Source organism: Tardiphaga sp. GW822-FHT04G09, assembly GCF_058800725.1.
Genome location: NZ_JBXAMO010000004.1, coordinates 284,013 through 296,919, shown reverse-complemented (window position 1 = coordinate 296,919; position 12,907 = coordinate 284,013). Strand labels below are relative to the sequence as shown.

The window sequence follows — 12,907 nt, the reverse complement described above, 5'->3', positions numbered from 1 at the left end:
TCGGAGAGAGGTTAGAGGCCGAGCCCTCGTTTGCGGCCAAAGCTCCAGTCGATGCCGCCATCATCGCGGGCGACGCCGGAAACATGCTTGCCGAGGTGCTTTTCCAGAGAGGGTGACCAGGGCACGAGTTGGAAGCCGAGGCCGTCGTCCAGCATGGCAAAGCGGCCGGAGGCGAGTGCCAAACGCTGGCGGTAGGTGCCGGCAACATACTCGCCGCTTCCCGCGCGATTGAACGGCTGGCCTGTTTCGGCGGAGAGTTTTTCGCCGGCCGCTTCCAGCTCGCGACGGCGCAGCGTGTCGATCAGCCCGCGATTGAAGGTGACACGCTGGCCGTGTCGCTCGCCGAAGCCCTGTCCGACCAGATGATCCGCGCGTCGATCCAGCGCCTGCCGTACCTCGGCGCCGAAGCCGGCCTCGGACAGGGCGGCAGGTTCGCGCGCGATGTTCTGCCGATCGAGCCAAGTCGCGCCGGTTGCCGTGACCTGACGATCGATATCGAGATCGGAGCGGACGGCGATTGCGACCCGGCGCTGTCCCTGTGCATCATCGAACGCACGCAACTCGACGATCGAACCCGCCGCGCTGTCACCGGCGGCTTCGAGATCGGGCAGCTTGATGTGATGGGTGCGGCCGTCGACGCCGTCGACCACGGCGTAGGCGGAGCCCTTCAGCTCGTCATCAAGACCGCGATCGACCAATCGGCCGATCACGGGCGCATCGAGGCTTTCGGCCGCGAGCACATAGCCCGCCGAGCCGCGTTCGATGCCGCGATCCGTCAAAGCCCGGTGCATGCGTTTGATGATGTCGCCGCGCTCGCCGAGTTCACGCAGAGTCGCCTCGGCCTTCGTGTCGATCGCCCATTGACCGGGGCCGACCTGCTCGGCGAGGCCGAGTGTTTCCAGCTTGCGGAGCCGTCCGACCTTCAGCGCATGAAATTCGTCGAGCCGGACGTTCGGATCGATCGCCGTCTCGATGACGCCCGTGGCATGGCCATCGCGGATAAGCTGGCGGTCAAGCTGCGTGAAGCGCTCGGCATCGACCTGGCGTTTCAGGCTGCGCTGGATGTCGAGGTCGGTGCGCGGCCCTAATTCCTGCGTGATGAGGTCACGCGCGCGGTCGCGCATTCCTTCCTTGATGTAGTCGCGTGAGATGACGAGGTCCTGCCCGTCGTCACGGACCCCGCGCACGATCAGGTGGACATGGGGATGCTCGGTGTTCCAGTGGTCGACCGCCACCCAATCGAGGCGGGTGTCGAGATCCTTTTCCATCTGCGTGACGAGATCGCGGGTGAAGGACCGCAGGTCGGCCATGTCGGGCGCATCGTCGGGCGAGACGATGAACCGGAAATGGTGGCGGTCGTCCTGGCACCGTTCCGCAAAGGCCTTCGGATCGGCGTCGTCGCCCCCGGGACCGAAGAGATGGGCCTTCTCCCCATCGCGGGTCACGCCTTCGCGGCGCAGATAATTGAGGTGGGTCGCGAGCGGCGCCGAGCGCGATGTCTGGCGCACGACGCGCGCCTTGATGACAGCGCCGCGCGTTCGCGCGGTGAGCAGCCGGTTCGCCTGGATGCTCGCACGCTGGCCCCGCCCGAAGCGCGAGCGGTTGCCGGACACGATCCGGCCGGAGCGTGAGACGCCGGCCCCGGCCTTCTTCGCCGCGGCGAGAGCCTGCGCGATGAAGGGACGAGCCTGCTGCGCACGGGTCGAGCGGATGCGGCCCGGCCGGATGCGGAAATCACTGTCGCCGGTCATGGCTGATGCCTCGCACATCGCGCCAAGCACAGGAAATCGCAGGAAAATCGGCGTAGTCGTGAGGTGCGGGGAAATCCCGCACATCGCGAAATCGCCTCATAACCTATTGAAAAACCACAACCGACCCAAGCCGCACCTCGCGGCCTTTTATCCTGCCATCGTCCGGTCGTGTTGCCTGCCTCTACCCTCAACGCACACCATGACGCGCTTGAGCACGCTATCGTGCGATCAGGAACCGGGCTGCTCATGGCGCATTCCTTTGGCCCGAACGCGGGACAAACAGCCCGCCCGACTGCGGCTCGATGGCGGAAACATCGCGCACGGACGATGTCGTCATCGCGGCATCGGAAGCGCGCTCGGCCGGTACGGGAACGGGTATCGATATGCGCTCAGCTTGCGCGATGAACAGCGGCGCGCGTGTCCAGGCGAGTGCATCGGCCGCGGCGGCCACGATCGGCCAAGTCGCATCGCCGCTGGTCACCGACGGCGCGACGATGGCGACATAGGCGCGCGTTTCCGCGGGCAGCGCCCGGCCCTTCAGCGAGTCCTCGTAACGACCAGGACCGGCATTGTAGGCCGCGATCCAGCCGGGCGATCCGTAGCGATCGAACAGCTCGCGGATGTAGCCGGCGCCGGCGATGATGTTGTCATGCGGATCATAAGGATCAGCGCCGAGACGGTGGCGAAGGCGCAAGCCTGCCCAAGTGGGCGGCATGATCTGCATCAGGCCCATCGCGCCCTTCGGCGAAAGGGCGCGTGGATCGCCTGCACTTTCGGCACGCATCCGCGTCGCCTGGAAGGGTGGCGCGCCGTCATGGCGCGAAGGGATCGACCTCGTGGACGATCTCCGAGACGTCGCCGTCGTATTCGTTTGCGGGTGTCACCGAGAGAGTGCCGTCGCCCGCGCGGAAGATGACGATGACGGCCATCAGCGTGGTGGCGAGGCTGAAGGCGAAGGCGTGTGCGTCGGGGAAGGACATCGATCCGGCTCCTGTTTCGAGCGGAGGACCATCCCCCCGCTGACAGGCGCCCGATGTGTTCGGCCGATGGCCGCAATCACCGCGCAGGCAACGCCGGCGCGGCGGCACGCTATGCGTAGTCCGACCCTTTACGGGTTGATGGCGTCAGGCCATCGGCTGGACCAAGGACCAGCGCCATTCAGCGGGGAGTGGTCTTCTCCGGGCTGGAAGCCGAGTCGATGTGGCCGTGACGTTGGTGAAGCCGTACTGTCTGCGCGAGCTGCCGTGCGACCTCACCTGCGTCATCCGCAAAGCCTGGTGGCCATTTCCTCGACGGCTCGCGCTGAAACCCGCCACGCTGAAAATGCGGATGGAGGTGGCTGATAATCCACTCGATGCGTGAAGGAGGCACCAAGCCGGCTTGAGCCGAATAATGGAGTGCCTTGGCGAGATCGTGCCCGATGTTCGCGCGGTTCCAAACATCATCGGTCGCGACGTTAAGCAGATAGGATTTGAGGAGGAGTTCGATGGCAATTGCAATCGCATGAAGGGCTTGATTGTCGAATCCTTGATCCGCCGCCCATTCGGCGGCTGCAGCCTTCACGGTGGCATTCTCCAGGAAAACCGCAGCGAGAACGGCGTCCGAACGTGCCGGTTTCGGGAGTGGCTTCAGTCGCTGCATTCGTTGCGTTATGCCATAGGCTTGGCCGTTTAGCAGGTGCCCGATGCGGCGGCGCTTACGCGCCGCCGAATTTCCACACCGGGATGCCGAGCTTCTTGGCTTTGTCGGCGAGGTTGTCATTGATGCCGGTGCCGGGGAAGTGCAGCACGCCCTTCGGCAGGATTTGCAGCATCTCGTCATTGCGTTTGAAGGGTGCTGCCCGGCCGTGCTTCGTCCAGTCGGGTGCAAAGCCGATCTGTGGGACATTGCGATTCCTGGCCCAGAGAGAAGCGATCTTCTCGGCACCCTTCGGCGACTTGCCGTGGATCAGCACCATGTCGGGGTGCTTCTCGTGAACCTGGTCGAGCTTGGCCCAGATGAGGTGATGGTTGTCGAAATCGAGCCCGCCGGTGACGGCGATCTTCGGTCCAGGCGGCAGGAGCACTTCCTGCTCGGCACGCTTCTTCGCCATGATGAAGTCGCGGCTGTCGATCATCGCCGAGGTGAGGTTGCGATGATTGACCTTCGATCCTGACCGCGGGAGCCAGGCTTTGCCGACCTGGCGTTCGTAGTGCTCGGCGGCCTGGTCGCGCATCAGTTCGAAGGCGGTCTGGCGTTCGACCTGTGTCTTGCCCTCGGCGATCAGGCGCTCGAGATCGACCGACTTCACCTCGCTGCCGTCCTGTTCGCGTTGGGAGCGCTTTTGGGCCTGCTCGTTGTCGTCGAGCTCGCGGTTGATCCGTTCGGCGGCGCGATGAAAGACGTTCACGGTCGACCAGAGGAGATCGTCGAGGTCGGGTTCGAGGCGCGTGTCCTCCAGGGTCACGATCAGGGCGTCGAAGATGTCGGCGACCGCGCCCGCGACCGCGTTGCCGTCCGGCAGAAGCCGCTGATCGGGTTCGTCGGCGAAAGGCCGGTAGCCGTGGAGCTGCAATTCGTTGAGGACGTGGTCAGTCGGTGAGGATTCGTGGTGCGGTTCGTAGTCGTCGAGATCGCGCATCGGATGCTCCGTCGGATGGACCGCGACCGTCGCGGCCTTCATGGCGACGAAGCACACCGGCGGGGCGGCCCTGCACCCGGAGCGCGAGCGAGGGCCGGAGCGTCAGCGGAGGATGGCGGAGGCCGGCTATTTTGTTTCGCGATGGAAAGCGGCCCCTTGGGGCCGCGCCGGAAAATAGTCGGCCGCAGCCATTGCCGGGCCGGCCTGCCTGTGGGCCGATCGCCCTCTCGAAGGCCGAGGCGCGGTCCTCTCCGATCCGCTGCGTCTGAGCGAGTACGGCGGCGGGGCCGCTGCCGCTTCCTTACCGGCTATGCCGCCAGCGCCATGAAGCGTGCGACGTCCTGCGGCCCGAGCTGTACCCGAGTCTGACTGCGCAATGTCGCGATGCCGAGGGTGCGGAGATCCTCGTTGAAGTCCCCGAGCTGTGGAGAGATCACGATCGCCTCGATCCCGGCCGCGTTCGCCCGTTCGATCAGGCTGTCACGCGCACCATCGCCTGCCGGATCGTCATCGCGCAGGATGTAGAGCCGCCGCAGCGTGTCCGGGAACAGGATGGCGGCGAGATGTGCCGCGGAGAGCGCCGCCACCATCGGCATGTTGGGCACGACCTGGCGGATTGAAAGGACCGTCTCGATGCCTTCGCCGGCTGCCATCACTTCGCCACCAGCGCCAAAGCGGACCGCGTTGCCGAGGAGATCGCCCATCGCCCGGCGCGGGGTTTCGAATGGCGCCTTGTCGTGGCGTCGTGAGTCGAGCCAGGTGCGATGCGCCCCGGTGATCATGCCGTCGAGGTCAGTGACAGCGGCGATCATGGCCGGCCAAGTCTCGGTCGGCGCATGCTCGTCCGGGCGATAATAGCAGTGCGGGTGGAAATACAGATTTCCGGCTCCACGGAGATCCGTAATGCCGCGTTGCCGGAGATACGCCGCGACGATTGTGCCCGCAATCGGCTGCGACATGCGGATGAGGCGCCGTGCGGCTTCGGGCGATCCATGTGGTGCGGGCGCCAGCGGCTGGAAGGCGGAGGGTTCCGGCGCTGGTGGTGGCATGCTGAGGAAGAGCCGAGCCTCGTCGGCGACATCCTTGAAGTCGATGAGGCCGCAGCTCTCGCGGATGACGTCGAGGAGGTCTCCATGCTCGCCGGTAGCGGCGTCAGTCCATTTCCCGGCGGGGCCTTTGGGCGAGTCCTTGAGCCGGACGTACATCGAGCGGCCCTTAGTGTTACGGGCGTCGCCCACCTGCCAGTAGTTGCCCTGACGGTGGCCATTGCTGAGATAATGGCGGCACACCGCCTCGGCCTGTCGGCCGAGACGTTGCGCGAGATCGGATGCGTCGAGACGGGCCATCACGCTGCCTCCCGCTCGCCGACGCGCTGGATCGGGTAGGTGCCGATCAGCTTGCCGATGATGGTCGCGCCGTCCGCGCCGACGGGCACGAAGAAGCGGAGCTTCCACGAGATGATCTCGCTGAAGAGGCCAAAGGCGCGCAGGCGCTCGCGCATCGCGTCGGTGAAGCCGGAGAGTTCGATGCGATCGGCGCCCATGACGCGCACGCGACGGAGTTGGAGGCCTTCGGCGAGATCGAGGATTGTCTTGCCCTCGATGAGCGCGGCATAGGCATGGTCGGCGGACAGGTTCGTCGTTCCGACTGTCGTGGCGTTGGCGACCCATGCGGGCGACACGCGGCGGCCGATGATCCGTTCCCCGTCATCGGTCTGGAGCCGATAGACACGGCTCGACTCGTTGGGCAGCCGCTTCCAGATCGGCAGCAGCAGGCCAGCGACGATGTGGATCGTGGAATCGGAATAGGCTGGCACCTCCGCGATCTCGGCGTTCCAGGCGGCGGTGAACTCGGCGCGACTGGCGGCGATCCAATGGCTTTCGTCCATCATGCGGATGGAGGCGTGATGCTGCTCCATCGGCCGGATCAGCCGCACGCGGCGTTCGATCTCCCCGTCGTCGAGCATCAGCGAAGGCGCTGGAAGCTGAACCGCGGCGCGGTGGGAGCGCTCGTTGACCAGCAACTTGGCGACCGGATCGTCGAGCCAAGCCATCGCCTCCTCGGCGGTCATCGGCCGGTTGCGCTCGCGCTGTTGGATGGTCAGCAGGCTGGTTTCCGCGCCGGTGCCGGGATGGGTGTAGATGGTCTGGCGATCGGTGACGACGAAGCTCTCCGCGCGCAGCGTCTCCAGTCCGATGTCGTAGATGCCGGCGGCGATCGCGCCCTCGACCTTGGCGGTCAGAAGCTGCTCGAAGGCGGCGAACAGGACGTCCTGCAGGTCGATGGTGAGCGCGAGCAGGCGGTTGAGAAAGGTTGTGATCGGCGGGAGCTCGTCCTTGATGCCGTTGTCGTCCATCAGCTTCAGGCCGGTCGTGTCCTCGAACCGCTGGAGCGAGCACCCTTCGATCTTGCCGCGGACGATCAGGATGTAGAGCTGGCGAAGCGCATCGCGCGCATAGTGGCTCTCCAGATTGTCCTCGGGTCGGAACAGGCCCTGGCCGCCGGTCTGGCGCTGTCCGCGCGTGATCGCGCCCAGCGTGTCGAGCCGGCGCGCGATGGTCGATAGGAAGCGCTTCTCCGCCTTCACATTGGTCGCGATCGGACGGAAGAGCGGCGGCTGCGCCTGGTTGGTGCGGTGGGTGCGGCCGAGGCCTTGGATCGCGGCGTCGGCTTTCCAGCCCGGCTCAAGCAGATAGTGGACGCGAAGCCGCGTGTTCCGTGCCGACAGCTCCGCATGGTAGCTGCGGCCCGTACCGCCGGCATCGCTGAACACGAGCACGCGCTTCATGTCGTCCATGAAGGCCTGGGTCTCGGCGAGATTGGCGGACGCCGCGCGGGTCTCGACCACAAGGCGCTGTCCCTTGCGCACGATACGACGCGAGCGGCCGGTGACTTCGGCCACCACGTCCGCGCCGAAATGCTGGACGATCTGGTCGAGCGCGCCCGGCACCGGCGGAAGGCTCGCGAGTTTCTCGATCAGCTCGGTGCGGCGGGCGACCGCCTCGCGGCTCTCGACCGGCTGGCCGTCGCGAAAGACCGGACGCGAGGACATATTGCCCTCGCCGTCGCTGAAGGGCTCGTAGAGCTGCACCGGGAAGGAATGGGCGAGATAATCGAGGACATATTCGCGGGGCGTGATGTCGACGCGAATGTCATTCCACTCCTCGGTCGGAACTTCGGCCAAGCGCCGTTCCATCAGCGCCTCGCCGGTCGAGACGATCTGGATGACCGCGGAATGCCCGGCCTCCAGGTCCGCCGCGATCGAGCGGATCAACGTCGGCGTCTTCATCGATGTTAGCAGATGACCGAAGAAACGCTGCTTGGCGCTTTCGAAGGCGGAGCGCGCGGCGGATTTGGCCTGGCGGTTCAACGTCCCGGTCGAGCCGGTGATGTTGGCCGCCTGCATGGCCGCATCGAGATGGTTGTGGATGATGGCGAAGGCGCCGGCATAAGCATCGTAGATGCGCCGCTGCTCGGCGGTCAGCTCGTGCTCGACCAGCTCATATTCGACGCCGTCGAACGACAGCGATCGGGCGGTGTAGAGGCCGAGCGCGCGAAGGTCGCGGGCAAGCACCTCCATCGCCGCGACGCCGCCGGCCTCGATCGCCTCGACAAACTCGGCGCGGGTCGAGAAGGGAAAATCGTCGCCACCCCACAGACCGAGGCGCTGCGCGTAGGCAAGGTTCTGGACCGTGGTGGCGCCGGTGGCGGAGACATAGACGACGCGGGCATTGGGCAAGGCGTGCTGCAGGCGAAGCCCCGCGCGCCCTTGCTGCGAGGGCGTGACATCGCCCCGTTCTCCCTTGCCGCCGCCAGCGTTCTGCATCGCGTGCGCCTCGTCGAAAATGATCACTCCGTCGAAATCGGAGCCCAACCATTCGACGATCTGCTTGACCCGCGAAACCTTCTCGCCGCGGTCGTCGGAACGCAGCGTGGCATAGGTTGTAAATAGGACGCCTTCCGGCAGAGCGATCGGCTTGCCCCGCGGGAAGCGCGAGAGCGGCGTGACCAGCAGGCGCTCCATGCCGAGTGCGGACCAGTCGCGCTGCGCATCCTCAATCAGCTTGTCGGATTTGGAGATCCAGACCGCCTTGCGCCGGCCCTGCATCCAGTTGTCGAGCACGATGCTGGCCGACTCGCGCCCCTTTCCGACGCCGGTGCCGTCGCCGATGAAGAAGCCGCGGCGGAAGCGGACGACGCCGTTTGCATCATCGGCGGCGGCCGCCACGACATCGAAAGTGTCGTCGATGGTCCAGGAACCTGCGAGAAAATCGGAATGGGCTTCGCCCGCGAAGATCAGGGTTTCGAGCTGGGAGTCTGAGAGCGAGTCCATGATGGTCGCTGGCAGCGTCGGCCGATAGCTCGGCTTGGGCGGGGCGACCGAGGCCATGGCGGCGGATTGCACGAGCTTGGTGGGATGGGCCTGAGAGCCGGGAATACGGATCGTCTGCAATCCGTATTGCTCGTAGATCGCGTCGCTGAGGCGGGCGCCCTCGGCCGGGGTCCAGTCGACGGTCTCATAGGCGAGCGGCACGCCCTCGGGATCGGCGAGGCCCACGCGGGTCGCCGATGTCGCCGCGGTGCGCGCGAGATAGCCGCGAACGGTGCGCGGCGTGGCGCCGGTCGGCATGACCTGAACAGCAGGCGCGACAGCCAGGCGCGGCGGCACATGCTCGGCGATCCACGTCATCAGCGTGGCGATGTCGGGAGCGGTGCCGGGGGACGCCGGAAATGCGGATGGCTCGTCGGCCGGGATCTTGTCGATCACGGTCAGCCGGGTTTCGACGGTCGTGCCGTGCTTGGCATAGACTGAGCCATGGACGGCGGCGGTGAACACGACGCGGCCCCTCTCCTGCAGGCGGACGAAGGCGTCGCGCCAGGCCGGTATGTCGGGGCCGAAATTCGCGCCGGTGATCGCGACCAGGCGCCCGCCATCGGCGAGCCGCGCGAGCGCGGATGCGAGATGGCGATAGGCTGCGTCGGCGACACGCCCCTCGACATTGGCGAGGACCGAGAATGGCGGGTTCATCACCACGATTGTTGGGACGGTCGCCGGGTCGAGATGATCGTCGATCTGGGCTGCGTCGAAGCGGGTCACGGGAATGGCCGGAAAGAGGGAGGAGATGAGTGCGGCCCGGGTTTCGGCGAGTTCGTTGAGGACAAGCGTGCCGCCGGCGATCTCGGCGAGGATGGCGAGCAGGCCGGTGCCGGCCGATGGTTCGAGCACGCGATCGGCGGGTGTGATGGCGGCCGCAGTGATCGCGGCCAGGCCGAGCGGGATCGGCGTCGAGAATTGCTGGAAGGCCTGCGCCTCCTCGGAGCGGCGCGTGTGGGTGGGCAGAAGTCCCGCGATCTTGCCGAACAGAGGAACCGCCGCAGCCGGAGACCCGGCTTTGCGCAAAAGCGCCTTTCCGTATTTGCGGAGCATGAGGACGGTTGCGGCTTCGCAGGCGTCATAGGCGTCCTTCCAGTCCCAGGCGCCGGCAGTATCGGACGCGCCGAAGGCGGTCTCCATGGCGGTGCGCAAGACCGCGGCGTCGATGCGCTCGCCGCGCTCGATGTGAGGAAGGAGGAGAAGTGCCGCGGCATGGATGGCGGCAGCGTCGGTCGGCTGATCGGCGGCGGTCGGCAGCGCCGCCGCAAGGGTGTGAGCATTCATGGGAGACGTCCTCGGGAGAGCGGAGCGGGAAAGCCCGCCGGCGCTCTCTCTCGAACCGGACGGGCTCAAACCCGTCCCGGCCTTCCTCTCGCTCTCAAGGGGCGCGGCCCGGCCGCGCCATCAAGCGACAGACAATGGTCTCGATGATGTCAGGCACCATCGCCGCCATCGATCACCTCGGCGAGCCAACCGTTGGTATAGATCCACGCCACAGTTTCGCCGGTCGCGAGATCGAGGACATGCGCGCCGCCACCGAAGCCATCGAGACGCGGCCGGGAGCAGGTGTTGGCGTACTGAAAGCCCCATCGGCCGGTGAGGTGGAATTCGGCGGCGCAGCGTATGACGAACTGGATCAGCCGTTCGGGATCGCCGGTGACATCGTCGCGCATCCAGAGTTTGGAGCCGCCATGCTCGGGCTGGATGGACAGGAGGAAGCCATCGGACGGCGGTTCCTCGGATGCTCCGTCCTCGGACAGTTGGTTGTAGAGATCGAGCGCGCGGGCTGCGGTCTCGGGCGTGCCGACATCGAGCAGGCATGAGAAATGGGTGAAATAGTCGGCCATGAGGCCACTCCCGGAGAGCAGGGAACGGGAGAGCCGGCAGGCGCTCTCTCCTCCATGTCCGGCTCGCCACGTCCGGGCCAAACTCTCCCTCTCGATCGGCGCGCATGAAAAAAGCCCGACGCCCCCGAAGGGACGCCGGGCTCGTCAAGTCAGATGAGGACCGCCGTCACTCCGCGGCGGCGAGGTGCCGTTCCTCCTCATCATCGGTGTTGGTCTCCTCGTCATCGCCGTCGAGGAAGTCCGGCAACGCCTCGTCGCCCTCGCCAGAGTCCGCCTCGGTGCTTTCGGCATCGGCGCCGGAATTGCGCAGCGGTTCGGGCAGCCAGCCCGTCTCGGCGAGGAGACGTTCGGCTTCGGTCGCCATGTCGCCCTTCTTCAGATGTGCGATGAGTTGGGCGGCGCGCTCGCCGGCGCCTTCACGCACCGCTTCGAGGATGCGGGGCTTGGTGACGCGGCCGAGATAGTTGGCGACGGTCGGCCGCCACCCGGCTTCGGCCATGTCGAGCCCGACCGCCAGCGACAGGCGATCGGCTTCGGCGATGCGCTGTTCGACACTATGCGCCGAGACACGGCCACCGTAGCGATCGGCCCGCTCATAAAGCGCATTGACGCCGAACGAAGCGCAATGGGCGAAGAGTTCGGCCTGTTCGGGGCCAGTCAGTGCGGCCAGCCCATCCCAGAGATCAGCGACTTTGGCCGGGAGCCGTTTGCGCCAGCTATCGTGCCGGGCCTCGATCGCCTTGGCATAGACGCTGTCACGAAGCCCTTCGGGCTGCGAATGGAAGGTCGTGCCCCGCACGCTGACCTCCATCGCGAAGCCGTACTGGCTGCCGCCGTAGAACACGTCCTGGCAGAACTTGTGCAGGACGGCGACGAAGGCGACCGAGGGATCGGTGGCGAGCTTGTCGCGGAGCGCGAGGGTGCGATCGGCGGTCAGCTCCGTGATCAGTCGATCGGGGAGCGGCTTGATCGTGTCGTCCTCGTCCTCCTCCTCGGGCTCGGCAGGTTTGCCGCAGATGGTGATGACCGCGCGCTGGACCGAAGGCGACGCCGGATAGTCAGCGTCATCGTCGCCGCCATCCTGCTCTTCACCCTCGCCATCGCCCGCCTGGTTGGCGATCTCGTCCTCGGGTCGGACATAGCCGCGGTCGATCGACAGCGTGCCGTCGGCGTCCAGGCTGACGAAGACCCCGGCGATCGCGATGTCGGCGGGTTCGTAGTGGACCGGCCGCTCGTCGAAGCTGGCGAGCGCGGTTTCGATTTCGCCAAGGCGCTGATCGATCTCGTCCGGCAACTCGTCGGCGTTCTCATATTCGGCCTCCAGCTTGGCGCACTCGGCGTTGAGCGCCTCGATGGTCGCCTGTTCGTCAGCCGTCAGGTCGAGCGGCGTGCCCACGATCTCGCGCAGGCCGTGGGTGGCGCCATAGGGGAAGCTCATCGCCACCTCGATCCATTTCCAGCCTTCGCCGGCGATCGCTTCGGCGGAGGCTTTCAGCTTGTCGGCGACCAGGCGATCGAGCAGCGCAGGATCCTGCAGCCAGCCGCCGTCGTCATCCTGGAAGAGATCGCGCAGCACGCAGCCGCCGTTGGTTTCATAGGCATCGATGCCGACGAATACGGCCCGCTTGTCGGATGCGCGGACGGCGGTCTCGGTCAGCATGCGCCGGATCTGGTAGGGTTCCCTCTGCCAGCTATTGCGAACCGACTCCCAGACCTGCTCCTGACGCGCATGATCGTTGGTGACGGTGAAGGCCATGAGCTGTTCGAGCGTGATGCCGTCCTCGGCATAGATATCGAGCAATGACGGCGAGACGGCCGCGAGGCGAAGCCGCTGCTTCACGACCTGGACGGACGCGAAGAATGCAGCCGCAATCGCCTCCTCGGTCATGCCCTTCTCGCGCATCGCCTGGAACGCGCGGAACTGGTCGAGAGGATGCAGCGGGGCGCGTTCGATATTCTCGGCCAGCGACACCTCGTCGACGAGGATGTCGGCATTGGCGTCCGACACCACGCACGGCACCTTGGAGGTCTTGGTGAGGCGCTTCTGCTTGACGAGGAGCTGCAGCGCGCGGAAGCGACGCCCGCCCGCCGGCACTTCGTACATGCCGGTTTCCTGGCCGTCGGCATCGAGCACCGGCCGGACGTGGAGGGACTGGATGAGACCGCGCCGGGTGATCGACTCGGCCAGCTCGTCGATCGAGACGCCAGCCTTGACGCGGCGGACGTTCGACTGGCTCAGCACCAGCTTGTTGAAGGGGATGTCCTGCGCCGACGACAGGGTGATCTTCTGAATGGCAGTTGCCATGAGACTTAC

General features: G+C 66.2%; 8 protein-coding genes and 1 pseudogene. All 9 read right to left on the bottom strand.

Features of this window, described 5'->3' with window-relative positions; translation table 11 throughout:
- Positions 1-11 precede the first annotated feature (11 nt).
- Positions 12-1,751 carry a relaxase/mobilization nuclease domain-containing protein gene (locus AC1RLZ_RS10530; RefSeq protein ID WP_033965849.1) on the bottom strand — a complete coding sequence of 580 codons (1,740 nt, stop codon included), beginning with the start codon at positions 1,749-1,751 and terminating at the stop codon, positions 12-14.
- Between the two features lie 244 nt (positions 1,752-1,995).
- A pseudogene (locus AC1RLZ_RS10525) lies at positions 1,996-2,535 on the bottom strand (lytic transglycosylase domain-containing protein); the annotation flags it as partial.
- 28 nt (positions 2,536-2,563) lie between these two features.
- Positions 2,564-2,731 (bottom strand): hypothetical protein, encoded by a 168-nt coding sequence (locus AC1RLZ_RS10520; protein WP_006022614.1) that lies wholly within the window; start codon positions 2,729-2,731, stop codon positions 2,564-2,566.
- Between the two features lie 178 nt (positions 2,732-2,909).
- Entirely contained in the window at positions 2,910-3,314 is a 405-nt protein-coding gene (locus tag AC1RLZ_RS10515) for a hypothetical protein (RefSeq protein WP_137903083.1), read from the bottom strand.
- Positions 3,315-3,447: 133 nt separating this feature from the next.
- Complete coding sequence (locus AC1RLZ_RS10510) at positions 3,448-4,371, bottom strand: DUF2493 domain-containing protein (protein ID WP_006022616.1); 924 nt, start codon at positions 4,369-4,371, stop codon at positions 3,448-3,450.
- Positions 4,372-4,679: 308 nt separating this feature from the next.
- Positions 4,680-5,717: a DUF7146 domain-containing protein gene (locus tag AC1RLZ_RS10505; RefSeq protein ID WP_006022617.1), complete on the bottom strand. Its 1,038-nt coding sequence runs from the start codon at positions 5,715-5,717 to the stop codon at positions 4,680-4,682.
- Positions 5,717-10,030 (bottom strand): strawberry notch family protein, encoded by a 4,314-nt coding sequence (locus AC1RLZ_RS10500; RefSeq protein WP_006022618.1) that lies wholly within the window; start codon positions 10,028-10,030, stop codon positions 5,717-5,719. Before AC1RLZ_RS10500 ends, AC1RLZ_RS10505 begins: the two co-directional genes overlap by 1 nt.
- Before the next feature lie 149 nt (positions 10,031-10,179).
- Positions 10,180-10,593, bottom strand: a complete 414-nt coding sequence (locus AC1RLZ_RS10495) for a hypothetical protein (protein WP_006022619.1) — start codon at positions 10,591-10,593, stop codon at positions 10,180-10,182.
- Positions 10,594-10,759: 166 nt separating this feature from the next.
- Complete coding sequence (locus AC1RLZ_RS10490; protein ID WP_006022620.1) at positions 10,760-12,898, bottom strand: ParB/RepB/Spo0J family partition protein; 2,139 nt, start codon at positions 12,896-12,898, stop codon at positions 10,760-10,762.
- Between the last annotated feature and the right edge of the window lie 9 nt (positions 12,899-12,907).